Source organism: Exiguobacterium aurantiacum (assembly GCF_024362205.1).
GTDB classification, from domain to species: Bacteria; Bacillota; Bacilli; order Exiguobacteriales; family Exiguobacteriaceae; genus Exiguobacterium; species Exiguobacterium aurantiacum_B.
This window is the reverse complement of sequence record NZ_CP101462.1, coordinates 2,655,047-2,679,394: the sequence shown is the minus strand read 5'-3', so window position 1 is coordinate 2,679,394 and position 24,348 is coordinate 2,655,047. Positions and strand designations below refer to the sequence as shown.

Here is a 24,348-nt window from a genome sequence, read left to right as displayed (position 1 = left end):
GGGGAACAGGGGGAGGACGTGATACGATGGAGCCAATCAAACAATAGGTCAGGGGGAGAAGCGATGGCTTGGGAATATTACGGGGACGCGCTCATTATCATCGGCGCGTTGACGACGATTCTTTTGATTGTGCTGGTGAACTTTTTGAAGTCGCGATTCATGCGGAAGCTCGTCTTCTCGTTAACACTGCTCGTGATGGGGTACGTGGTGTTCCTCATCGGCCTCGTCTTTGTCCGCGGTTGGGACGGACTGGGCTGGAGCCTGATTGGCTTTAGTCTGTACGTGATCGGTCTCGTCACCTATATCGGTGTCGTCATCTATCACTGGATCAAAGCTCGACGCACGACAAATTCATAAGTGAACCGTTCCAATTACGGGACGGTTTTTTTGTTGTCACATAGGCTGTTCAAACTTCCGCCACAATTACGTGAAAAAGTGAGCAAAGTGATTGTCAAACCTTCTTGTGAAATAGTACACTAAGTTCAGAAAGTGAATGTGATATTTATCACAAAGACTAACTTGCCTAACACTCAAAGGAGAGACAACCATATGAAAATCGCAGTCATCGGATGTACACACGCAGGAACAGCAGCAGTCAAAGGATTACTCGCCAAGCATGACAATCTCGACATCACGGTGTATGAGCGCAATGACAATGTCAGCTTCCTCTCATGTGGGATCGCCCTCCACGTCGGCGGTGTCGTCAAACGTGCGGAAGAGCTTTTCTACGCGTCACCGACCGAGCTCGAAGAACTTGGTGCGACAATGCGCATGAAGCACGACGTGTTGAACATCGACACGGAAGCGAAGACGGTCCATGCGAAAAACCTCGACACGGGAGAAGACGTCTATGACACGTTCGATCGCTTGATCGTAACGACTGGTTCATGGCCGATCGTCCCGACGCTTCCTGGCATCGAGATGACTGGGATTGAGCTCTGCAAAAACTATGCGCACGCCCAGCGCATCATCGAGCGGGCATCCGATGCGACGAACATCGCCGTCATCGGTGCCGGCTATATCGGTGTCGAGCTCGTCGAGGCGTTCGAAGTGTACGGCAAACACGTCACGTTCATCGATAGCGCCGACCGCATCTTGAACAAATATCTCGACAAATCGTTCACGGATCAACTCGAGGCCGATATGACGTCACGCGGCATCGACCTCGAGCTCGGCCAGACGGTCGAAGCGTTCCGTGGCATAGATGGTAACGTCACGCATGTCGTGACCGACAAAGGAGAGTTCGAGGCTGACCTCGTCATCCTCTGTGTCGGCTTCCGTCCGAACACGGGACTCCTTCAAGGCCAAGTCGACATGCTCGGCAACGGCGCCATCATCGTCGACGAGTATATGCGCACGAGCAACCCGGACGTCTTCGCGGCTGGTGACAGCTGTGCCGTCTATTACAACCCGGCGCGCACACATGCCTACATCCCGCTCGCGACGAACGCGGTCCGCATGGGTACGCTCGTCGCCGAGAACTTGATCACACCGCGGGTCCGTTATCAAGGGACGCAAGGGACGTCAGGTCTCCGCCTGTATGATTGGAACATCGCCTCATCAGGTCTCACGGAAGAGGCGGCCGGCATGTTCGGTCTTGATGTCGAGAGCGTCGTGATCGAAGACGCGTATCGTCCGGAGTTCATGCCGACAGCGGAACCGGTCCAGTTCAAACTCGTCTATGAAGTCGGCACCCATCGCGTCGTCGGTGGACAAGTCCTCTCGAAAGCGGACATGACGCAAGCGGTCAACACGTTGTCGCTCGCCATTCAGAATGAGATGACGGTCGAAGAGCTCGCTTACGTCGACTTCTTCTTCCAACCGCACTACAACAAGCCATGGCACTTCATCAACAGTGGGGCGCTTGCGGCGATGAAAGACAAAGTGAACGCTTAAACGCAAAAGATTCGAAAGCCGCGGCTTTCGAATCTTTTTTCATAAGTAACGCGGAGCGTCCTTCATCGAGTTGGCGAGGATCATATAAATGAGAAAGTTCCCCGGCACGATCAGGAAGAGCAGACGAACGCCGAGCGGCGACAAGTTGAAGTATTCAGCGATGCCACCACAGACCCCAAAGAGCGAGCGGTTCGTGGCAGATTTTCGAAGCGGACGTGACATAAGCGTGGCTCCTATCTCAACTATGATATGAAAATTTTACCATATGACGACAACAAAAAGCGCGCCGATTTGGCGCGCTTTCGCTTATTTAAAAATGGTGACGAGTTCGTCGAGCACTTCGTTGGCTGACAAGACGCCGCCCGATGTGTTCCACGTGTCGTCGCTCACTTCGGTGACTTCGCCGGCCTTGACGGCGTCGAGGTCTTTCCAAAGTTGATTCGACTGCCACTCTTCGGCTGTCTTCGATCCATCCGCTCCACCGTACGTGAAGTAGACGATATGGTCGCCGTCCATCTCTGGGATGCGTTCCATCGTGATCTCTTCAGCGAACTCGGTGCGGTCTTGTGACGCCGGGCGTTTGATGCCGACATCCCCTAGGATGACACCTGAGAAGCTGTCCGTGAAGTAGATGCGTGACGCGCCAGGAAGGAAGCGTACGACCGAGAGCTCTTTGTTCACAGCGTCGCCGAGCTCGGCTTTCGTATCTTCGACGTGCTGTTCATAGTCAGCCAAGACGTCTTTCCCTTTGTCCTCAAGGTTGAGGGCGTTCGCATAAAGTGCGAAGTTCTCTTGCCAGTCGCCTTTGAGCGTCTCCGACATGACCGTCGGCGCGATGGCGTTCAACTTGTCGTAAATGTTCTCTTGGCGGAGTTTCGTTCCGATGATGAGATCCGGCTCGAGTTTCGCGATTGCTTCGAGGTTGACCTCGCTCTCCGTCCCGACTTCAGTCACATCTGTCATTTCTGACTCGATGTGCGGGTACCACGGGTCACCGTTCCATGATTTGACGGCACCGACTTGTTTGACGCCGAGGGCGATGAGTGCTTCGGTTCCTTCGTTCGTCAAGACGACGACACGTTTCGGTTCGACCGGTACTTCAGCCGTGCCCATGGCGTGCTCGACCGTCCGCGTCTCTGTTTCTGCTGAATCGTTCGAGTTGCTCGTCTCCTCTGACCCGCCGCAAGCAGCGAGGACGACCGTGAGGCAGAGCGTGAGTAGTGCTAACACAAACTTCTTCATATGTATAAAGTCTCCTCTGTATAGTAAGATTTCCTCCCTGACTATAAATGATAATGATTCTCACTGTCAACCCCTTTTTCTGACAGCGAGATTTTGCTATGGTAGGAGAGGAAAGAAGTGAGCAAATGATGAAACCATGGATCAAATTATTCGCCTTGATCATCGCGTTACCTATATTGAGTTATATCAGTCTACGGGTCGGGGTCATCCCGGTCGGCCATCAAGACGTGCTCGCGCTCGGAACAGATGCGTCGTCGCAAGCGATGATTGCACTCGAGGACAATCGCGTCTCGCGCACCGTCGTCGCGCTCCTCGTCGGCAGCGTGCTCGGACTCGCCGGATTGCTGTTCCAACTCGTGACCCGTAACCCGCTCGCGTCACCAGACATATTGGCGGTCAATGCAGGTGCGAGCCTGGCCATCGTCCTCGTGACGCTGTTCGGCTTCAGCAGCATCGCCTCGTTCACATCGGCCGCGCTCGTCGGAGCCTTTATCGCTGGGGTCATCGTCTATCTCCTCAGTGCGAACGGGGGCAACGTCATGTATATGACACTCGCCGGGGCATCGCTCGCGGCACTGTTCAGCTCGTTCACGCAATCGATTATCGCATACGAGGAAGGTGCACTAGATGAAGTGCTGTTCTGGTTGACGGGATCGGTCGCGGGCCGCTCGCTCGAACTCGTCACGACGTTATTGCCGTGGATGGTTGTCGCGAGTTTCTGCGTCCTCCTCATCAGTAAAGAGCTCGAGACGCTGTCGCTCGGTGACCAGGTCGCCCGGTCGCTCGGTCAAAACGTCGGCGTCATCAAGTTCGTCGCCGTCACGCTCGCCGTCGTCTTGTCGGCGTTCGGAGTCGCGCTCGCAGGTCCCATCGCCTTCGTCGGCTTGCTGGCCCCGCATCTCGCGCGCTACCTGTTCGGCACGGCGTTCTTCGCCCGGCTCGCGGGGAGTGCGCTCCTCGGGAGTGTGTTGCTCTTAGCGGCCGACATCTTCGGACGACTCGTCCTGTTCCCACGAGAAGTGACCGTCGGCGTCGTGCTCGCCGTCATCGGGGGCGCCTTCTTCATCTATCTCGTCAGCGCCAGACAAGGAGTCTTTAAATCATGAAATCATATAGTTTTCGAAAAGGTCCGTTCTCGTTCACGCTCCGGAAACGGGAAATCGTGCTCGCGGTCGCGCTCCTTACCGGCCTGTTCATCGCCTTCTATTTGGGACTCGCCATCGGGGACACGTTTTTGACCCCATGGTCGCTCGGGTCACTGTTCCTCGGTTCGGGTGACGCGTTCGCGGAGCTCGTCGTATTCGAGTTTCGGATGCCTCGCGTCCTCATGGCCATCACGGCCGGGGCGTGTCTCGCGGTCAGTGGACACTTGTTACAGCTCACCATTAAAAATGAACTCGCCTCGCCGGAGATTTTCGGCATCGTCGGCGGAGCCGGGGTGGCGACGGCGACGTTCTTCACCGTCTTCACCGATGAGCGGACGAACCAACTGTCCGTCCCGCTCGCCTATATCCCGCTCGCCTCGTTCGCCGGCGCGCTCACGGTCGGTGCGTTTTTATTTTATCTATTGAAACGGGGCGTCCCACCGGTCCGACTCGCGTTGATCGGAATCGGGATTAGCATCTTCTCGCAAGGGATCGTCCAGTTCATGATGCTCGCCTCCAACGTGTACCGGAAGAACGACATCCAACAATGGCTCACCGGTACGGTCTATGCGGCGACATGGAATCAACTGAAAATCATGGTCCCGCTCGCGATGCTGTTCTTGCTCGCCGCCTTCTTGATTGAACGGCATGTCCGCCCGCTCCACATTAGCGAGGCGGTCGCGACGAGCATCGGTGTACCGGTCCGGGGGACACAGCGTGGGACTTTGCTCTTATCGTGTCTCCTTGCCGGAATCGGGGTCGCGTTTGTCGGAGCGATTGGCTTCGTCGGACTGATGGCGCCACACATCGCCCGCCAAGGCTTGAAGCTACCGTACATTTGGGCGACGTTACTCGTCGGGGCGACGATCGTCGTCTTGGCGGACGTGCTCGCGCGGACAATCTTTTATCCGTATGAACTGCGAACCGGTGTCATGACAGCCGTTATCGGTGCGCCGTACTTCTTCTATTTACTTCGCCGGATGATGAAAGGAAGCATGAGATGAATACATTTGATTTACAACAAGTCGCCATCGGCTATGAACAGAAGATTGTGCTCGACGACTTGACGTTCTCGATTCCACACGGCAAAATCACAGTGCTGTTAGGGGCGAACGGGTGCGGCAAGTCGACGCTCTTGTCGACGCTCGCCCGGCAACGGGACGCGTTAGGCGGGGCCATCGCCTTCCGTGACAAGCCGCTTACTGCGTATCGGGCGAAAGAGGCGGCCCGGCTCATGGCGTTCATGCCGCAAGTGAACGTCGCGCCGGACGGATTGACCGTCGAACAGCTCGTCCGGTTCGGCCGTTATCCGTATCAGACGTTCTTCAAGCGCTACTCAGAAGACGACGAACGTGCCGTCGAGCGGGCACTCGCCTTCACGGACACGGTCTCGCTTCGGGACACGCTCGTCAGCAACTTATCAGGCGGGCAGAAGCAACGCGTCTGGATCGCGCTCGCCTTGGCCCAAGAGTCGGAGACGATTCTCCTCGACGAGCCGACGACGTATCTCGACATGTCGCACCAAATCGAGATCCTCGACTTGATGTATCGGTTGAACCGGTTAGAAGGGAAGACGATCATCATGGTGCTCCACGACTTGCATCTCGCCTGTCGCTACGCCGACCATGTCATCGCGCTCGCCGGTGAGAACGTCTATCGCCAGGGAAGTCCGAACGATGTCGTCGACGAGGCGTTCATGCAGGACGTCTTCGGTTTGAAAGTTGTCGTGACGGAAGACCCGCTCTATGGCACGCCGCTCTGCATCCCGTATTCGCATTACGAACTGAATGAGAAACGGCCACCCACGACCTAGTCCTCGGACTAGGTTTTTTTTCGCCTGAAGCCGGGGAAGTGGTAAGAGAAAGCTGATGTGTCACCTGGTCCTGTCAAAGGAGGAGCCAAAATGGCCAAGAAGGAAAAACAACCGTACCATATCGTCACGTTCACGTTTCCAGAGGAGTCCATCTCGTATCAAGCGTTCAGCAAGTTGAAGAAGTACCACGCCGAAGGGCTCGTCGGGTTCGAACAACTCGTCGTCATCAAACGTGAGGACAATGGCGCCTTCTCGTTCGAGGACGCCGTCCAACTGACGCCGACGAACAAGTCGACGAAAGGCGCCTTGATCGGGATGGCTGTCGGGATTCTCGGTGGGCCGTTCGGGATCCTGTTCGGGACGCTCACGGGGGGACTCATCGGAGGAACGAAAGACTTGAAACACGTCCAAAGCATTCAAGAGACGTTCAAACGGACAGTCGGGAATATCGAGCCCGGTCAGACCGGGGTAATGGCAATCGGGGAAGAGTTCGACCACTCGGTGCTCGATGGACTTGCGGAGGAACTTGGCGGCACGGTGACACGGACGGACGAAGAACTGTGAAGGGGAGTCGTTATACATGAAGATTGGTATTTTAGGAGCAGGGAAAGTCGGGCGGACGCTCGGACGCAAGTTTGAAGATGTCGGCTATGAAGTGTTGTACGGGACGCGCTCGGAGCGCGAGGGGACGATGTCGCTCCAAGAAGTGGCGTCGAACGCGCAAATCTTGTTAATGACGACGCCGTTCGCGGCAGCGATCGATTTGATTCAATCGCTCCGAGACTTGGACGACAAAATCGTCATCGACGTGACGAATCCGATTGCCAAAGAGTTTGACGCAATCGAGCGGCCGGAAGGGAAATCAGGGGCCGAACATCTGCAAGAACTCGCGCCGCACGTCCGCATCGTCAAGGCGTTCAACCAGACCGGCGTCGAGAACTTGGAGAACCCGAACATGTCGATGATGTTCATCGCCGGAGACGAGCAGGAGTCGGTTCGGGCCGTCCAAGACCTCGCCTCGAAGATCGGCTTCGATGCCCATACGCTCCGTCACTTGAAGCTGGCACGTGAGCTCGAGTCGCTCGCTTGGCTATGGATTCATTACGCGACGAAAGAACGGAAGCACCGGAACTTCGCGTTTTACTTGAAAGAGAATAGCTTCTAACAGAAAAGACGGTCACGCGTTGGCGTGACCGTCTTGGTCGTTAAAAGGCAGCTTGACGCTCAGAGCGAGTCTTCAACGACTCGATCGTCTCGCGCTCGATGGCTTCGACTTCGCGTTGTTGCCAGCCTGGCATGAGGAACGCGTCGACGAGCGCCCAAATGCCGGCGACGAACAGTCCGACAAAACCAATCAACACAACCGTAAGGACGATAGACCCGACCGTGAGAGCAAGCATCGCGAGGGCGCTACCGGTTTTCTTGAAATAGAAGCGGTGAGCACCAAAGCCGCCGAGGAAGAACCAAAGTAAGTACGCGACGACGAGATTGCGTTTCTTTTTCTCGACTTCGCTGTTGACGAGGAGCATTTCCTCTGTCGATAGATCGGTACGTGAATAATTCATGATGGGATGTGCCTTCTTTCTGAGAATTGATATAATGAATGCAGTCTTTATTGTACCGGGAAACGGATGAATTCCCATGATTTTCTATTTATTTATTTGAAAGCGAGGAATGAACCAATGGGTTTTGCGATTGTGACGTTCATCGTCGCGTTTATTCACGTCATCGCCGGAGCGGTCGTGTTACATAAATATCCGCAATATAAGTCGATCGCCATCAGTGTGATTGTGCTCGGTTTCTTATATGGGGTGTTGACGGTCGGGTTTATCGTGTTGTAGAAGAATTCTTTAAACGCATACAGAAGGACATGGAGATCGGTGTGGCGGAAGCCTGACCGGTCTTTTATATGTGAGGGACTGTGATTGAAGTCATCAGATAACGTGAATAGGACAAAGAGTGCTGTTATTGTCTGCATTGGAATGGAAGGAGTCTTGTTATGTGTACAGCAATTACGTATGCGCCGCACGCCCACTACTTCGGCAGAAACTTAGACTTGAACGTGTCCTATCACGAGCAAGTGACGATTACGCCCCGACACTATCCGTTCAATTTCAGACGGATGGGCGAAAATACGAACCATTACGCGATGATCGGGATGGCGACCGTCGTTCAAGATTATCCACTCTATTACGAAGCGACGAACGAGAAGGGACTGAGCATGGCGGGGCTGAACTTCCCGGGGAATGCCGTGTTCAAGCTGGAAGTCGACGGACGAGATAACGTCTCCCCGTTCGAGTTCATCCCGTGGATCCTCGGGCAGTGTGCGACCGTTGAGGAAGCGAGAGCGCGATTGGAGAAGATTCATCTGGTCAATCTCAATTTCAGCGACGCGCTTCCACTTCACCCGCTACACTGGATCATTGCCGATAAGCAGGAATCAATTGTCGTCGAGCCGATGGCGGACGGATTGCGCGTGTACGACAATCCAGTCGGGGTTTTGACGAACAATCCGTCGTTCGAGTATCAACTGTTCAATCTGAACGATTATCGCCACGTCTCGACGAAACTGCCGGCCAATACGTTCGCGCCGACATTGAACCTCGATGCCTATTGTCTCGGGTTAGGCGGGCAAGGCTTACCGGGTGACTTATCGTCGACGTCACGCTTCGTCCGGGCGACGTTCGCGACCTTCAATTCGATTTGTGAACCGACCGAGGCGTCCGCGGTCGGACAATTTTTCAAACTGTTGGATACGGTGCTGCAAACGCGGGGCTTGAACGAGGCTGAAGACGGGACGTACGAGTACACGATCTATTCCTCATGCTGTAATGTCGATGAGGGCATCTATTACTATCGGACGTATGACAATAACCAAATCACGGCCGTGTCACTATTTAATGAACCGTTAGACAGCGAGCGATTGATCACGTATCACCTACAACATGAGCAACAAATTCATTATGAAAATTGAGAACAGCCCTCTTCGCGAGAAGAGGGCTGTGTTTCATAGCGTGTCGTTATAAAGTGGGGCCTCATCATCCGTGCTGATGATTTTCAGGTGACGCTCGTCTTTCACATAGACGCTCTTATAAGCCACACGTTCACCTTCATAGAATAAGATGACGCGGTTGCCGTCGTTGTCCGTCTCGACTTTCGGTTCATACTGCGCGACATCAATCGTTTCCTCGAGCACGCCATACTCGTCGTATGTAGACAGGTCGTCTTCGTTTGAGCAGGCGACGAGAAACAGGGAAGCGACAATCGCGAGAACTGCTTTCTTCATCGTATCTCTCCTTATTTGATAGTTGACCTATCAAATATAACGCAGATTGATATCTTTTTCAAAAACGACCCTACACAAACGGTCCTTCACATGTGAGAGACCGTTTTTGACTTAAGAAGCCTTTTGATTCAAGGCAAACGTTTCTTTCACATAGATACCTGTATACACCAAGAAGCAGCCGACACAGACGACTAAACCGATATAGACGCTCATCATGAACGGGGAGAGGAGCGAGCCGATGAGAATCGTCGAGCGCGACATGAAGTCGGCACCGGCGAACGATGTGCCTGCGAACGCCGAGTAGGCGCCACGTTGGTCTTCCGGCATCATGTTCGCTTGCTCCGTGTTCAAGACGGGCGAATACAACAACTCACCGAACGTTGCGAGAATCATGAACCCAAGCAAGAGCGTCATCGAGTTCGCGCTCGTGATGACGGCGTACCCGATCATGTACAGCAACAACCCGCCGAGCAACGCCTGTTTGTTTGAGAATCGAGAAGCGAGACGTTGAATCATGAACGTCAATGCGACGACGATGAGCGTGTTCTCGATTTGGATGAGGCTGAACATCCGCACCCCGTTAATTGCCCAATCGTTGATGGACATCGGCTCGAACGAGTCGGCGAGCCGGACGGCGACGTAGCTCCCCATCGAAAACTCGGCGGCGAGGATACACATCGTACCGAAGACGACTTTGACGAACGGGCGGTCACGCCAAGCGATTTGATAGCTTTGGAAGATATCGACGAAGACGAGTTTGAGTCGCTGCGACGTCCACGTCCGCTTCGTATCTTCGAGGAAAATCGCATAAGCGATTGGAAGCGTCGACGACGTCACGGTCAAAATCCAAAACAGTAACAGCTGATTGCTGACGTAGAGCCAACCGCCGATGGCTGTTCCGATCGCGATCGATAGGTTGATTAACCAGTAGTCGAGCGCATAGACGGCTTTCCGGTTCTCAGGCGTCGTCGCATCGATGATGATGGCACTCATGGCAGGACGTCCGAGGTTGCTCGTCACCGTGAAGATGGTATACGCGACCATGAACACGATCATCTGATCCATCATGAGGCAGAGTGTCATCGTGAGGAACATACCGGCCGTGATGCTCGAGGTGAGGAGGAGCAACTGTTTGCGGGAGAAGCGGTCGGCGAGATAGCCGCCCAACAACCCGATGACATAGCCGAGACAGACGAGTGTGATTAAGAAGACACCGGCGATTAACTCGTTGAACGCGTTGACGAACAAGAGCGCCATGAACGGCATGATGGCGAACGAGACGGAGCGATTGAAAAACGATGTGATGAGTCGAACTTTAATTGGGCGAGGTATTTCTTTCCATTTCATATTGTCACCTTCCATTCTGTACCTGTATCATAAACAAGACAACAGGACTTGAAAATGGACGAATCGAGGGGATGATGTCCACTTTTGGTGAGGGGGAATGGGCATGGATGCCTACTTGTTTAGTTTATGGAAGCAATGCCGGGACGGGCATTACACGATTGCGGATATGGCGGACGCCATCCATTTAAGTGCCAAACAGACGAGACGGCACTTGCTTCGCTGGCAAGAGGAAGGCTGGCTCACCTATACGAGCGGGCTCGGACGTGGCAATGTCAGTCAGCTCGTCTGGTTGCGCCATGTGGAGAGCGAATTAGCTGAACAGTTATTGAAGCGGATGGAGACCGAGTCGATTGAGGCCGTGACGAACCAGCTCGAATGGGACTGGTCACCGGCGCAGGCTGGGCGCTTCATGCGTCAACTCGAGAAGAAGTTCGGCTACGTCCAGACATCGAGTGACGCCCTCATCATTCCACGGCGGCGTAACTTTCTGACGACGCACCCGCTCGAGGCGGCCGACATCCATAGCGCCCACCTCGTTCAAAACGTATTCAATCGTCTGTTCACGATTGATGCATCCGGGCAAGTGACGGGCGAACTGGCCCATCACTACGAATGGCGCGGGGACACGCTCATCTTGTTCCTTCGTAAGAGCGTCCGGTTTCACGACGGTTCGCTCATGACGAGTAAAGACGTGACGAAAAGCCTGCGTGCCCTGTTCCAGTCAGCCGCCTATCGTCATACATATCGGCACGTCCGACGCGTGTCGTCAAACGGTCCATATCAGGTCGATGTGACGCTCGATCGGCGCCGCAACTCGTTCGTGCCACGGCTCTCGATGATTCATACGAGCATCGCCAAAGACACGATTGGGACGGGACCGTTCTTATTGGAACAGCACGATGCCGAGAAGACGGTGCTCGCGGCGTTCGAGAACTATTTTGGCGTCCGGGCGCTGCTCGACCGGGTGGAGTTCTTACAAGTGCCTGACGGCTACGACCCGACGTACCGCATCTCGTCGCGAGACTCTGGGGAGACAGGCTATATCTCAACTCCATCGGGTTTCAATCTTGTATTTTTGAATAGTCAGCCGGGCGGTGTGTTCGAGCGGGACGAGGCGCGACATTACATCCACCGTCTGATTGCGGAGATTCGCCCAGATGTTGGGTCGCTCGACAATCGGAAAATCCCGAACGACCGTGGCTTCCTCGGGGATGCGAGCGAGGCGTATGAAATTCCAGATGGTCCAGCGGTGACGTTCGATCGTCCGATTCGCATCAAACAGACAGACTTCACGTCGACAGTGTCGTTGTGGATCGCCGACATGTTGACGCGCCACGGGATTTCATATGAGTGGGTGCCGGTCAGTTTCAAGGACACGATACATGATACGACGTATTTCGACCGGGTCGACTTAATCGTCCATGGCGAGATTTATGAGCGCAATATCTCGCTCGGCTTCGAGCAATTTTTGACGAGCGACTATTCGCCTCCGCGGGAGCTGTTGCGTCACATCGATGGGATGACGGAACGGGTCCGTCAGTACGATGAGCTACCGTTCGAGGACTGGTTGCCGCTCCATCGGCAAATCGAGCGCGAGTTGAAAGAAGGGTCTTATTTCATTCCGCTCTATAACGAGGAGCGGACGATCCCGTTCCCGGTCGAGTTGAAGGATGTCTGTATCGACATCTTTGGGTATTTTGATTTTGCGAAGTTATGGATTCCATCGTAAAGAAAGAGGGAGAAAAATGAAGCTGACCCGAAACTGGTTTATCGTGTTATTGATAGGATGGCCTGTCTTGTTCGGTCTGGGGTTTTGGAACGGGGAAGTGGTGTGGATTGCTGCGACTGGATTCGGCGTCACGTTATCGGCTTACTATGAACAGCAATTGAACAAACTCGACAAAGAAACGAATGTGACGATTCGTGCCGCCGTCAACCAGTCACTCGTGACATGGTTCGGTATGGGTTTCATGCTCGTGTTTATCATCGCCGTCTTTTTCTTTGATGAGCCACGCGTGCCGTTGCTGGATACGATTTATCTCGTTCTAGGTATCGGATTGACGCTGAACGGATTGTTCATCCGGAGCGTGTATCGAGACGAGTTGAGTGATACGTCCAACGTGATTCAACACTAAAAAAGACCAAGCTGCGCGCTTGGTCTTTTCGTTATGCCGATTTATCGGTCTTTTCTTTTTTCGCTTTTCGGGCGAGCGTTAAAATCTGATACACCTTGAAGAAGTCATACGCGGCTACGGCGATGATGAAGTACGTCCAGAAGCTGAAGCCGTACTCTTGCACCGAGTAGTAGGCGAGGACGGTGAACAGAATCCCGAACGAGAGACTGAACAAAAACATAACTTTTAAGTGTCGCGGCATCAATGCCACCTCATTTCTACATTAAGAATAATACGACCATGACGAGCGCGTTGTTGAACGCGTGAATCGCAATCGGCACGATCAAGCGACGCGTCTTGGCGTATGCGACCGTGAAGGCGAAGCTCATCGCCACGTAAACGAGAATCTTGTTGTCGCCATGGATGAACGCGAACAAGAGCGAGCTGACCGCAAACGCAATCCAGAACCCGAAGCGGGCGCTCAAGTTACCGAACAGGATATGACGGAAGAGGATTTCTTCCATGATCGGTCCGAGCAAGACGACCGAGAGCGTCATGACCGGGACGAGACGGACGATATCTGCGATTTGTTCGGTGTTTTGAGATCCCATGACGTCACCGGAGATCCACGTCTCAATCAAGTTGGCGACGATGACGAGCCCGTACTGCATGAGAATCCCGAGCCCGATCCATTTGACCGTGTCGTTCAAATTCGACTGGATCCCTTGCTGTTTATATAGCTTCAAGTCGGGCCACAGCAAGAAGAACGAGATGATGATCGTCAAGCTGAACCCGATGGCGAACCAGAGCCCGGTCGACGTCGGCGTGATCCATTCCGGACGCAGTCCGCTAATCAATACCGGAAAGAATTGAACAAACGCGTATAGCAGAATCGGGATGATATGCCGAATCCGAATGTTAGGCGCCATCGAAAAACGGGTATTTATCGATTGGTTTGAGTTTAGTGTAGCCAATTCAACACGTCCTTATTCCTAAGAGTCAACGTTCCTTTTGACCATTGTATCAAATAAGGTCTCTTGACCGCGAGTGGGAGCATTTTTTCGATGTTCCCGCTTGCATTTTCAGGCGTCTCATACTACACTAATCAATGTTAGCACTCCTTTTTGATGAGTGCTAAAACTTACGATTCAACGATACATCATTCATATTCGGAGGAGGTTTTTTCTATGTTAAAACCACTAGGCGATCGCGTCATCATCGAAGTCGTGGAGAAAGAAGAAAAGACGATCGGAGGCATCGTGCTTCCTGACACGGCGAAAGAGAAGCCGCAACAAGGACGCGTCCTCGCAGTCGGTACAGGCCGCGTCACGGACCAAGGTGAGCGAATCGCGCTCGACGTCAAAGAAAATGATTTGGTCATCTACTCGAAATACGCGGGTACCGAAGTGAAGCATGAAGGCAAAGAATACTTAATCGTTCGAGAGAGCGACATTCTCGCAATCGTAGGCTAAGACTCACCATTCTTCAAAAACTTTTCTAGGGGGAAATGAACAATGGCAAAAGAAATCAAATTCTCAGAAGACGCACGTCACGCGATGCTTCGCGGTGTCGACGCACTCGCTGACGCGGTAAAAGTCACAATCGGACCGAAAGGACGCAACGTCGTCCTCGAGAAGAAGTTCGGCTCACCGCTCATCACGAATGACGGTGTGACCATCGCGAAAGAAATCGAACTCGAAGACCACTTCGAAAACATGGGCGCGAAGCTCGTTGCCGAAGTCGCGTCGAAGACGAACGAAGTCGCAGGGGACGGTACGACAACGGCGACAGTCCTCGCTCAAGCGATGATTCGTGAAGGTCTCAAAAACGTGACAGCAGGCGCGAACCCGATGATTCTCCGTAAAGGAATCGACAAAGCGGTTCGTCGTTCACTCGAAGAGCTCAAGCTCATCTCGAAACCGATCGAGTCGAAAGAAGCGATCGCCCAAGTCGCAGCCATCTCGGCAGCGGACGAAGAAGTCGGCGAGTTGATCGCTGAGGCGATGGAACGCGTCGGGAACGACGGCGTCATCACGATCGAAGAGTCACGTGGCTTCACGACTGAACTCGACGTCGTCGAAGGGATGCAGTTTGACCGTGGCTACTTGTCACCATACATGATCTCAGATTCAGACAAGATGGAAGCGGTGCTCGACAACCCGTTCATCTTGATCACGGATAAGAAAATCTCGAACATCCAAGAGATCATTCCAGTGCTCGAGCAAGTCGTGCAACAAGGGAAACCAATCCTCATCGTCGCAGAAGACATCGAAGGCGATGCACTCGCGACACTCGTCTTGAACAAGCTCCGTGGTACGTTCAACGCGGTCGCGGTCAAGGCACCAGGATTCGGGGACCGTCGTAAAGCGATGCTCGAAGACCTCGCGACGCTCACAGGCGGCCAAGTCATCACTGAAGACCTCGGCCTCGAGCTCAAGTCGGCAACGCTCCAACAGCTCGGACGCGCATCGAAAGTCGTCGTCACGAAAGACACGACAACGATCGTCGAAGGTGCTGGAGACGAAGCGACAATCAAAGCACGCGTTCAAACGATTCGCAACCAAATCGAAGAGACATCATCTGACTTTGATCGTGAGAAACTCCAAGAGCGTCTCGCGAAACTCGCAGGTGGCGTAGCCGTCGTCAAAGTCGGCGCAGCGACAGAGACTGAGTTGAAAGAACGTAAGCTCCGCATCGAAGACGCGCTCAACGCGACACGTGCAGCAGTTGAAGAAGGTATCGTCGCAGGTGGGGGTACGGCGTTCATCAACGTCATCCCAGCCGTTCGTGCACTTCTTTCTGAAGTGACAGCGGATGAAGCGACAGGTGTCAAACTCGTCCTCCGTGCCCTCGAAGCACCGGTCCGTCAAATCGCGGAAAACGCGGGTGAAGAAGGTTCGGTCATCGTCGAAAAGCTTAAGAACGAGTCGGTCGGTATCGGCTACAACGCCGCGACTGGCGAGTATGTCGATATGATCGCTCACGGTATCGTCGATCCGGCGAAAGTGACGCGCTCAGCACTTCAAAACGCAGCATCAGTCTCAGCCATGTTCCTCACAACAGAAGCTGTCATCGCAGACAAGCCAGAACCAGCAGGCGCTGGCGGCGGCATGCCTGACATGGGCGGCATGGGTGGAATGGGCGGCATGATGTAAGTCATACGCTCTAACCGGAACCATTCATCAGCGAAAGCTGGTGGGTGGTTTTTTGTGTTGACAGTGATGATTAACAATTGAAGTGACAATTAGCAAAGTCAGTTAAGAATTCTTCTTCTTCACTACCGATTGTATTCTTTAAATAATCCCCATGTTATATAATGGAATTAATAAAATAAAAAAGTAATATAATGTATTTTAAAATTCTATGTTGATAAGGGGGAATTGATTTTGCAAGAAGCGATATATGAAGGAAAGAACATTACTCTATCAGTTTTATTAGATGGGAAGAGAGAAATTCGTGAACTGAAAAAAAGTTCAGCTAAAGGAGCATTTAGTTGCCCTTATTGTAATGAAACACTGATTTTAAGGTCTGGAAATAATCGAATACAACACTTCTCTCATCGGCATTCCGAGTCGTGTGAACTTTCCATTGAAAGCGAAAGATATCATAAACAGGTTGAAAGAGAGTCAAAACAGCATTCGGTTATAAAAAACTTTATTTACGATGAATTGAAAATGCAACAGAAATTGAAGAAAGAACTCGAAGTTGAATATGGGTACTTGGCAAAAGGGGCAGAAAAGTGGAGTTTTTATCCTGACATTATCGTAAAAAATATTGATAAAGAAATAGCGATCACGGTGCTTACAAACGTTACACAAAATCGAGATGAAAAATTAGCTAGTCAAATTATTAAGCGGAATACATACTTTAAAGAAAAAGGACTTATACCGATTTGGTTCATTGAAAATACAGAACAGTCCCTTGATTTAGCTCGTCATGTGATACACCTTTGGGAAGCTGAGTTGAATCTTGCGATGAAGACTCCTGAAGATTTAATGGGGGAAACATTGTTGAATGAAATAACGTGTGATCAATCCTTATTTGAATTATTTGATTATCATCATCAAAATACTCCGGATTCTTATAAGGTTCGAAGCCTTTACTACATCCAATCTAAAGAAGATAGTATCCAATTCTCTGTTCGACGCTTTATTGAAGATAGGCAAGAAAGTCCATTCCGCGCATTTGTTTTAAATGAAGGGTATGAAATTAGTTTGTCTACCGCGCTGTTAGCTACGCAAACATTACAACTAAGCGATCCTAAAATTGAAATGCAGCTAAGAGATTCTTTTTTACAAGAATTGCAGCAGAAGGAAAAAGAATACGTAGCGAAACAAAAAGAAATCGAAGACACACGTAGAACTGAATTACTAATCAAGCATCACGATTCTTCAAAACGTCAAGACAGCTCGAAGAATTTGCTAACAAAAAGCCATTTTCGAACGGCAATTCTAGAATATATCAAAACCTGTAGTGCAATATTGATTAATACTGACGATGTAACAGAATATCTAGTGCTTAATGGAGCTTCAAATGAGTGTTACAATACAGGCCGCTACAAAATTTACCCAGACGTCTGTGCTTGTCTCGATCAATTAACCGAAGAAAGTATAATTGAACTCTCGTCAAAAGGTGGGCAACGAAATAGAACGTATGCTGTAAAAAAATATATAAAATCATAAAACACTTTGGCGGCTTGATTCGACAATATTTTAAAGTACCTCTATGGGATTCGGATGACCTGATGAGGCCTTGGCTACGAGTATATGATGCAAATGCAGGCTTCCTTGCCTTTAAAACGAGCGTGAGTCACGGTCCCGGCGCAATGACGTGCAAATAGAAACAATAGAATATCGAACTGAACCCGGAATGACAGACGTTTGATAAAAGACTCTATTCGTTTTCGGGGATCAAATAAAATTTCAAGCCACCTATTCATCTCATAGTTGAAATGTTTAGGTGGCTTATCATTTGTAACATTACTGAGCTTGTCTTCCATCGAAAAGTCGTTGCAGGAGAAAGTCCTCCTTCTCTGCGCGAAGACCTTCAAGATACTCTAAGTGGTCAATTTTTCGAATTGAACCGACGGAACGTTTTTTCGTCCCGGGCATTTCAGCGATGACTGCCATCACGTCGACCGTAGTCGAATTGTCAGGCATCACCAGATATCTTGCTACACTAATTTCTTTTCCTTTCCCTACATGTCCATAGCGAACAACAGCTTTCCAATACGACCACTCTGTAATCTTCTTATTGGTATTCATAACATCTCGTCCCTTCTTCTAATAAATTCACTTGATTGAAAGCGAATATTCAATCACATCATTAAGTTGATTGTAGAAAAAGAACGAGAATAAGGTATGTAATAAAATTGACCAGGACTATTTTTTTTTAGGTTTAGGTATAAGTGCAACAGCCCAAAATGAACAAAAAAACCATAGCGATGGCCTTGTGTAGGATAAAGTTACGACGCAAACATTCAGACGGAGAAAGCGCTACGGGCTACACTCCTTTACTACATCCGAACGTTTGAAAATAAAGACTTATCTTGAGTTTGGGATGTTCGGTGTGAGAAAGTGTAGAGATAGGACTGCTTTAATATTTTATATATAGTAAAATATGGATGGATTAAATTTAAGAAAGAGGGTTAATTAAAAAGTGTCTACAGTAAATGTTGGTTTTGAAGAAAAATTGTGGTCAATGGCAGATAAGCTTCGGGGAAGCATGGATGCATCAGAATATAAAAATGTTGTATTAGGACTTCTATTCCTCAAATATGTTTCGGATTCGTTCGAAGAAAAAAATGAAGAACTGACTCAGAACGAATGGGCCGATCCTGAAGACAAAGATGAATACTTAGCAGAAAATATTTTCTGGGTGCCAAAAGAAGCACGTTGGACTTATATCAAAAAAAATGCTAAAAGACCGGAAATTGGTCAAATGATTGATAACGCGATGATTGCAATTGAAAAAGAAAACGAGTCTCTACGGGGGGTATTACCGAAAGATTATGCACGCCCGGCACTTGATAAAATTCGTCTTGGAGAAACAATAGATTTATTCTCTTTTAAGATCGGAGACAAGAAAAGCCGGTCTAAAGATATGCTTGGCCGTGTGTATGAATACTTTCTCTCAAAATTCGCAAGTGCAGAAGGGAAGAATGGTGGAGAGTTCTACACACCAAGTTCTGTAGTTAAGTTACTTGTGCAGATGTTAGAACCTTATAAAGGAAGAGTTTACGACCCTTGCTGTGGATCGGGAGGAATGTTTGTCCAAAGTGAAAAGTTTGTAGAAGAGCATCAAGGACGGTTAGGAGATATTGCTGTTTATGGTCAAGAATCAAATCCAACTACTTGGAGATTAGCGAAAATGAACTTAGCTATTAGAGGAATTGATGGAGATATTGGAGATCATAACGCAGATACTTTCCATAACGATTTACACAAAGGACTAAAAGCAGATTACATTTTAGCAAATCCACCTTTCAATATTAGTGATTGGGGTGGAGAAAAGTTACGTGAAGATGTGCGTTGGCAGTTCGGAACACCTCCAGTAGGAAATGCGAACTATGCTTGGATTCAACATATGATCTCAAAACTTGCTCCATCTGGTACAGCCGGTTTTGTACTGGCAAATGGATCGATGTCAACAAGTACGGCATCAGAGTTAGAAATTCGAAAAAATTTGATTGAGCAGGATCTCGTCGAGTGTATCGTTACGTTACCCGGCCAATTATTTTACTCAACGCAAATTCCAGTTTGTTTATGGTTCGTCACGCGCAATAAAGCAAAGAATGGAAAAAAAGAACGCCGCAAAGAAATTCTTTTCATCGACGCTAGAAAACAAGGTCATATGTCTTCACGAACATTAAAAGAATTTTCAACAGAGGACATTAATAAAATTTCAGAAGTATATCATGCATGGTGTGGAACAAATGAGCAGGAATATCAAGATGTTGCAGGCTTCTGCAAGGTTGCCAAATTAGATGAAGTTCGTGAACACGAATATATATTAACTCCAGGTCGCTATGTTGGGTTGGAAGCAATCGAAGAAGACAGCGAGCCGTTTGAAGAAAAAATTGAGCGTTTAACTGGAGAGCTATCAGAGCAATTTGTGAAGTCTAGAAAACTCGAGGATGAAATTAGAGTTATATTGGAGGGGATTGGGCATGGGGTCTGAAAACTGGAGACTAACGAAGTGGGGAGATATTGCAGAATTAAAGTATGGAAAAGCATTAAAAGGGTACAAAGAGAATACTTCTGGATTTCCAGTTTTCGGAACTAATGGACCTATCGGATATACCGAAAAACCTTTGGCAAAAGGACCTGGAGTTATTATAGGAAGAAAAGGTGCATACAGAGGCGTACATTATTCAACAAAAGATTTTCATGTGATAGACACTGCTTACTATCTCATACCGAAAGATGAGAATGTAGATTTGAGATGGGCTTACTACGAATTACTAAGTAAAGATTTAAATTCCTTAGATAGTGGTTCGGCAATTCCTTCTACAAAAAAAGAAGATTTCTATGCATTAAAAGTTAGGATCCCACCCTTAGCGTCACAAAAAAATATAGCTAGGATTTTAAGCAATTTTGATGAAAAAATAAGTGTAAATAAAAAAATAATTTTTAATTTAGAACAATTAGCTCAAACATTTTTTAAACACTGGTTTGTAGATTTTGAGTTTCCCAATAAAGAAGGCAAGCCGTACAATTCGAATGGTGGAAAAATGACATTAATAGAAGATTGTATAATTCCATCAGGTTGGAGTGTAGATTTTATGGGTAATGTCACCAGTAAGTTTGCGACTGGGTTAAATCCCCGTAAAAATTTTACTTTAGGAGAAGGATCTAACTACTACGTAACTATAAAAAACATGGGCAACAATCAAATTTTTCTTAATGAAAAATGTGACAAAGTGACGGATGAAGCATTGTTAAAAATAAATAAAAGATCAGATTTGAAAAAGGGGGATTTACTCTTTTCTGGAATTGGAACAATTGGGAGAGTATATCTTCTTAATGAAGATGCTAGTAATTGGAACATAAGTGAATCGATTTTCACGCTTAGACCTAATCAAAAAATTACATCTATTTATTTATATTTAATTCTATTAAGTGATGATTTACAAAATTATGCCATTCAATTAGCTAGTGGAAGTGTGCAGAAAGGTATTAGAATGGCAGATTTAAAAAAATATAAAATTATTTTACCCCCCCTTGAAATAATACACTCTTTTACTGAAATGATCAGTCCTTTAATTAGCCAAATTAAAGCTCTTGAAAAGCAAAACCATCAATTAATTTTAATAAGAGACTACCTTCTTCCTCGACTCTTATCTGGAGAAATTGAATTGTTTGATCAAAGTGAGGTTAATGAGCATGTATAAGTTCTATGAAGATGATCTTGAAGAAGCATCGCTTGAATGGCTTAGAAATATAGGGTACGAAATAGCTCATGGACCTGACATTGCTATAGATGGAGCTTCACCGGAGCGAGATAGCTACGCTAATGTTGTTTTAAACAGTCGTCTTGAAGATGCTATAATGCGAATTAATCCGAATGCGTCGGCGGAATCGGTTACTCGAGCCATTCAACTTTTGACAATGGTTCAATCGCCTAACTTAATTTTTAATAATCGTATTTTTCAAAAGTATGTAACCGATGGTATAGATGTAGAAGTTCGAAAAGCAGATGGACGAAATACAGTGGAAAAGTTATGGCTGTTCGATTTTCAACATCCCTTAAACAACAATTTCTTAGCAGTGAACCAATATACGATTATTGAAGGGCAAAACAATAAGCGACCTGACATAATAATCTTTGTAAATGGTTTACCATTGGTTGTTATTGAATTAAAGAATTCAACAGATGAGCAAGTCGGGATTTCCAAGGGATTTAATCAGCTTCAAACTTATAAAGCAACTATTCCTTCTTTATTTCAATACAACGCATTTTTAGTGACAAGTGATGGAGTAAATGCCAGAGTAGGATCACTGACTGCAGAGGAAGAGCGCTTCATGATGTGGCGTACAGTGGATGGGGAGTCGATTTCTTCTTCCACAATACCGCAACTTGAAATTTTGATTCGGGGTATGCTTAAGCCTGAAGTACTGCTGGACTTAGTTCGCCATTTTATAGTGTTCCAAACCGACGGAGAAAAGACATTTAAAATCCTGGCTGCATATCATCAATATTATGCTGTGAACAAGGCAATTGAACAGGCTAAACGTGCAGCTGATGAAACTGGAGATCGAAAAATAGGTGTTATTTGGCACACACAGGGTTCGGGGAAAAGTTTGTCAATGGTATTCTATACCGGCAAACTAGTTCTTGAGATGAATAACCCGACGATTATAGTATTAACAGACCGGAATGATTTGGACGATCAGCTTTTCAATACGTTCTCAATCTCCAGTGATCTATTGCGTCAGTCACCAAAACAGGCAGATAGCCGAAGCGATTTGCGAAATCTTTTAGCTGTTGAATCAGGTGGCATTATTTTCACGACGATGCAGAAGTTTGCACCCGAAGAAGGGATCACTCATATGGATGCGTTAACGAATCGTCGGAATGTCATCGTCATGGCCGATGAAGCGCATCGGACGCAATACGGTTTCCAAGCGCAAGTTATGCAGACGAAAGATGATGTAGCGACAAAATATGGTTATGCAAAATATGTGAGAGATGCTTTACCGAATGCTTCTTTTATTGGGTTTACAGGGACTCCCGTAGAATACAGCGACAAAAACACACCAGCTGTTTTTGGTGATTATATTGATATCTATGATATGACCCAGGCGGTTGAAGATGGCTCGACAGTAAAGATTTATTATGAGAGCCGCATCGTCAAACTCGATCTGCCAGAAGGCTTAGATATCGATTCAGAGTATGATGAAATAACTGAATTCCAAGAAGAGTCGGATAGAGAAAAATTGAAATCTAAGTGGTCTCGTTTAGAAGCTTTAGTCGGCGCTGAACAACGTCTTCAAAAATTGGCTGCTGATACGGTGTATCATTTTGAGTCCAGACAGGATGCAATGTTCGGAAAATCCATGATTGTCGTGATGTCTCGACGAATTGCGATTGACCTTTATCAGGAAATCATTAAGTTGCGTCCAGAATGGCATTCCGATGACGATAAGAAAGGCGTTATCAAGATTGTTATGACTGGTACTTCGAGTGATCCGGAACATTGGCAGCCTTTCATCGGTAATAAAAAAAGGCGGGATAGTTTAGCTCGCCGGATGAAAGATGTTAATGATGAACTGAAAATTGTCATTGTCCGTGATATGTGGCTTACGGGATTTGATGTACCTTCTATGCATACAATGTACATAGATAAGCCGATGAAAGGGCATAACTTAATGCAAGCCATCGCACGGGTAAACCGTGTCTTCCGAGATAAGCCAGGTGGATTAATTGTCGATTACATTGGAATTGCGGATAGTTTGAAAGAAGCATTAAAGCAATATACTGATAGCGACCGAGGCAACACTGGTATTGATACTGCAGTTGCAGTAGATATATTACTAGAAAAATTCGAGATTATTCAAGATATGTTGTACAAGCATCGCTATGATAACTTTAATTCAGAGAAAGCTTCTGAACGCATGAGGGCGATTACTGAAACGATGGATTTCGTAATCGGCTTAGGAGAAGAAGAAAAGAAGCGTTTTATGAAAGTTGTAACCGAGCTAGGAAAAGCATTTGCGTTATGTGCCACTGAACCGGAAGCACAAGAGCTAAATGCGGAGATCGGATTCCTTAAAGCTGTGAAAGCTGGATTAGTGAAATTGATTCCTTCTGAAGGGAAAAGGCTGACACCGGAACAAGTGGATGCTCAATTGAATCAACTGATTTCCAAATCAGTTATTTCAGATGAAGTGATTGATATTTATACTTCACTTGGTATTCAAAATCCTGACATTTCCATTTTATCTGATGAATTTTTGGATGAAGTGCGGGCGCTGCCACAGAAAAACTTGGCTGTGGAGTTGTTAAATCGTTTGCTACAAGGAAAAGTAAAGAATGTGCAACGTACTAATCTCGTGAAAGCACAGAAGTTCACTGAGATGTTAAACAACGCAATTAACAAATATAATAAACGAGCAATTGAAACATCTAAAATCATAGAAGAGTTGATTCAACTTGCGAAGGAAATGAATGAATCTGTTAAAGCAGGAGAAGCATCTGGATTGATTAAAGAAGAAATAGCCTTCTATGATGCATTAGCATCACATGAAACAGCAGAGCAAGTATTAGGCGATGATATCTTAAAAGTCATTGCACACGAGCTTACAAAGGCAATTAAAGAGAATATGAGTATTGACTGGAACTTGCGAGAGTCGGCCAGAGCGAAAATGAGGATTACTGTTCGAAGGTTATTGAAGAAGTATGGTTATCCACCAGATCTGCAGAAATTGGCAGTTGAAACAGTAGTTAAACAAGCAGAATTGATGGCTGAAAATGGTAAAAGTGACGTTAAAGGAAGGGAATAGA

25 protein-coding genes are annotated in these 24,348 nt (G+C 48.2%); 17 read left to right on the top strand and 8 right to left on the bottom strand.

Annotated elements, in window-relative coordinates:
- Positions 1 to 63 precede the first annotated feature (63 nt).
- Together NMQ00_RS13880 and NMQ00_RS13875 are read left to right on the top strand one after the other, a co-directional pair.
- Entirely contained in the window at positions 64 to 357 is a 294-nt protein-coding gene (locus NMQ00_RS13880; protein WP_255177157.1) for a YesK family protein, read from the top strand.
- A 192-nt stretch (positions 358 to 549) separates the two neighbouring features.
- Positions 550 to 1,896, top strand: a complete 1,347-nt coding sequence (locus tag NMQ00_RS13875) for an FAD-dependent oxidoreductase (RefSeq protein ID WP_255177156.1) — start codon at positions 550 to 552, stop codon at positions 1,894 to 1,896.
- 39 nt (positions 1,897 to 1,935) lie between these two features.
- Here NMQ00_RS13875 and NMQ00_RS13870 read toward each other — a convergent pair whose 3' ends face one another.
- Together NMQ00_RS13870 and NMQ00_RS13865 are read right to left on the bottom strand one after the other, a co-directional pair.
- The gene (locus tag NMQ00_RS13870) at positions 1,936 to 2,118 is read right to left on the bottom strand and encodes a PspC domain-containing protein (protein WP_255177155.1); all 183 of its coding nucleotides are present in this window, start codon (positions 2,116 to 2,118) and stop codon (positions 1,936 to 1,938) included.
- Positions 2,119 to 2,202: 84 nt separating this feature from the next.
- Complete coding sequence (locus NMQ00_RS13865; RefSeq protein WP_255177154.1) at positions 2,203 to 3,138, bottom strand: ABC transporter substrate-binding protein; 936 nt, start codon at positions 3,136 to 3,138, stop codon at positions 2,203 to 2,205.
- 125 nt (positions 3,139 to 3,263) lie between these two features.
- Between NMQ00_RS13865 and NMQ00_RS13860 the strand changes: the two genes are divergently transcribed.
- The 5 genes from NMQ00_RS13860 to NMQ00_RS13840 all read left to right on the top strand — a co-directional run bounded on the left by NMQ00_RS13860 (position 3,264) and on the right by NMQ00_RS13840 (position 7,261).
- Positions 3,264 to 4,244 (top strand): FecCD family ABC transporter permease, encoded by a 981-nt coding sequence (locus NMQ00_RS13860; protein WP_255177153.1) that lies wholly within the window; start codon positions 3,264 to 3,266, stop codon positions 4,242 to 4,244.
- Complete coding sequence (locus tag NMQ00_RS13855) at positions 4,241 to 5,287, top strand: FecCD family ABC transporter permease (protein WP_255177152.1); 1,047 nt, start codon at positions 4,241 to 4,243, stop codon at positions 5,285 to 5,287. Before NMQ00_RS13860 ends, NMQ00_RS13855 begins: the two co-directional genes overlap by 4 nt.
- Entirely contained in the window at positions 5,284 to 6,096 is an 813-nt protein-coding gene (locus NMQ00_RS13850) for an ABC transporter ATP-binding protein (RefSeq protein ID WP_255177151.1), read from the top strand. Before NMQ00_RS13855 ends, NMQ00_RS13850 begins: the two co-directional genes overlap by 4 nt.
- Positions 6,097 to 6,186: 90 nt before the next feature.
- Entirely contained in the window at positions 6,187 to 6,660 is a 474-nt protein-coding gene (locus NMQ00_RS13845; protein ID WP_255177150.1) for a hypothetical protein, read from the top strand.
- A gap of 16 nt (positions 6,661 to 6,676) precedes the next feature.
- Complete coding sequence (locus NMQ00_RS13840) at positions 6,677 to 7,261, top strand: NADPH-dependent F420 reductase (protein WP_255177149.1); 585 nt, start codon at positions 6,677 to 6,679, stop codon at positions 7,259 to 7,261.
- Positions 7,262 to 7,301: 40 nt separating this feature from the next.
- Here the strand turns inward: NMQ00_RS13840 and NMQ00_RS13835 are convergent, their stop codons facing one another.
- On the bottom strand, positions 7,302 to 7,661 hold the full coding sequence (locus NMQ00_RS13835; protein WP_255177148.1) for a TM2 domain-containing protein: 360 nt from the start codon (positions 7,659 to 7,661) through the stop codon (positions 7,302 to 7,304).
- Positions 7,662 to 7,778: 117 nt separating this feature from the next.
- Between NMQ00_RS13835 and NMQ00_RS13830 the strand changes: the two genes are divergently transcribed.
- Together NMQ00_RS13830 and bsh are read left to right on the top strand one after the other, a co-directional pair.
- Positions 7,779 to 7,937 carry a hypothetical protein gene (locus NMQ00_RS13830; protein WP_029596201.1) on the top strand — a complete coding sequence of 53 codons (159 nt, stop codon included), beginning with the start codon at positions 7,779 to 7,781 and terminating at the stop codon, positions 7,935 to 7,937.
- Between the two features lie 158 nt (positions 7,938 to 8,095).
- Entirely contained in the window at positions 8,096 to 9,070 is a 975-nt protein-coding gene (gene bsh, locus NMQ00_RS13825; RefSeq protein WP_255177147.1) for a choloylglycine hydrolase, read from the top strand.
- A gap of 33 nt (positions 9,071 to 9,103) precedes the next feature.
- Here the strand turns inward: bsh and NMQ00_RS13820 are convergent, their stop codons facing one another.
- Complete coding sequence (locus NMQ00_RS13820; RefSeq protein WP_255177146.1) at positions 9,104 to 9,382, bottom strand: hypothetical protein; 279 nt, start codon at positions 9,380 to 9,382, stop codon at positions 9,104 to 9,106.
- A gap of 111 nt (positions 9,383 to 9,493) precedes the next feature.
- On the bottom strand, positions 9,494 to 10,729 hold the full coding sequence (locus NMQ00_RS13815) for an MDR family MFS transporter (protein WP_255177145.1): 1,236 nt from the start codon (positions 10,727 to 10,729) through the stop codon (positions 9,494 to 9,496).
- Positions 10,730 to 10,832: 103 nt separating this feature from the next.
- Here NMQ00_RS13815 and NMQ00_RS13810 point away from each other — a divergent pair, with 103 nt between their 5' ends.
- Together NMQ00_RS13810 and NMQ00_RS13805 are read left to right on the top strand one after the other, a co-directional pair.
- Positions 10,833 to 12,458, top strand: coding sequence for an ABC transporter substrate-binding protein (locus NMQ00_RS13810; RefSeq protein ID WP_255177144.1), 1,626 nt, complete (start codon positions 10,833 to 10,835; stop codon positions 12,456 to 12,458).
- Positions 12,459 to 12,474: 16 nt separating this feature from the next.
- Positions 12,475 to 12,864 (top strand): hypothetical protein, encoded by a 390-nt coding sequence (locus NMQ00_RS13805; RefSeq protein WP_255177143.1) that lies wholly within the window; start codon positions 12,475 to 12,477, stop codon positions 12,862 to 12,864.
- Positions 12,865 to 12,895: 31 nt separating this feature from the next.
- On the opposite strand, the gene NMQ00_RS13800 is transcribed toward NMQ00_RS13805, so the two are convergent.
- Together NMQ00_RS13800 and NMQ00_RS13795 are read right to left on the bottom strand one after the other, a co-directional pair.
- Positions 12,896 to 13,105: a YdiK family protein gene (locus NMQ00_RS13800; protein ID WP_021065367.1), complete on the bottom strand. Its 210-nt coding sequence runs from the start codon at positions 13,103 to 13,105 to the stop codon at positions 12,896 to 12,898.
- 16 nt (positions 13,106 to 13,121) lie between these two features.
- On the bottom strand, positions 13,122 to 13,772 hold the full coding sequence (locus tag NMQ00_RS13795; protein WP_255177142.1) for a CPBP family intramembrane glutamic endopeptidase: 651 nt from the start codon (positions 13,770 to 13,772) through the stop codon (positions 13,122 to 13,124).
- 258 nt (positions 13,773 to 14,030) lie between these two features.
- Here NMQ00_RS13795 and groES point away from each other — a divergent pair, with 258 nt between their 5' ends.
- The 3 genes from groES (at position 14,031) to NMQ00_RS13780 (ending at position 17,525) form a co-directional block, all read left to right on the top strand.
- Entirely contained in the window at positions 14,031 to 14,315 is a 285-nt protein-coding gene (gene groES, locus NMQ00_RS13790) for a co-chaperone GroES (RefSeq protein WP_021065365.1), read from the top strand.
- Positions 14,316 to 14,357: 42 nt separating this feature from the next.
- Positions 14,358 to 15,998, top strand: coding sequence for a chaperonin GroEL (gene groL, locus NMQ00_RS13785; RefSeq protein ID WP_255177141.1), 1,641 nt, complete (start codon positions 14,358 to 14,360; stop codon positions 15,996 to 15,998).
- Positions 15,999 to 16,229: 231 nt separating this feature from the next.
- A complete protein-coding gene (locus tag NMQ00_RS13780; RefSeq protein WP_255177140.1) occupies positions 16,230 to 17,525 on the top strand; it encodes a competence protein CoiA family protein in 1,296 nt (431 codons plus the stop codon).
- Positions 17,526 to 17,822: 297 nt separating this feature from the next.
- On the opposite strand, the gene NMQ00_RS13775 is transcribed toward NMQ00_RS13780, so the two are convergent.
- Positions 17,823 to 18,107, bottom strand: a complete 285-nt coding sequence (locus tag NMQ00_RS13775; RefSeq protein WP_255177139.1) for a hypothetical protein — start codon at positions 18,105 to 18,107, stop codon at positions 17,823 to 17,825.
- 394 nt (positions 18,108 to 18,501) lie between these two features.
- On the opposite strand from NMQ00_RS13775, the gene NMQ00_RS13770 reads away from it, so the two are divergent.
- The 3 genes from NMQ00_RS13770 to NMQ00_RS13760 are packed head-to-tail and all read left to right on the top strand — an operon-like array spanning position 18,502 to position 24,347.
- Positions 18,502 to 20,022: a class I SAM-dependent DNA methyltransferase gene (locus tag NMQ00_RS13770; protein WP_255177138.1), complete on the top strand. Its 1,521-nt coding sequence runs from the start codon at positions 18,502 to 18,504 to the stop codon at positions 20,020 to 20,022.
- Positions 20,012 to 21,235 (top strand): restriction endonuclease subunit S, encoded by a 1,224-nt coding sequence (locus tag NMQ00_RS13765; RefSeq protein WP_255177137.1) that lies wholly within the window; start codon positions 20,012 to 20,014, stop codon positions 21,233 to 21,235. Before NMQ00_RS13770 ends, NMQ00_RS13765 begins: the two co-directional genes overlap by 11 nt.
- A complete protein-coding gene (locus tag NMQ00_RS13760) occupies positions 21,228 to 24,347 on the top strand; it encodes a type I restriction endonuclease subunit R (protein WP_255177136.1) in 3,120 nt (1,039 codons plus the stop codon). Before NMQ00_RS13765 ends, NMQ00_RS13760 begins: the two co-directional genes overlap by 8 nt.
- Position 24,348: the final 1 nt, after the last annotated feature.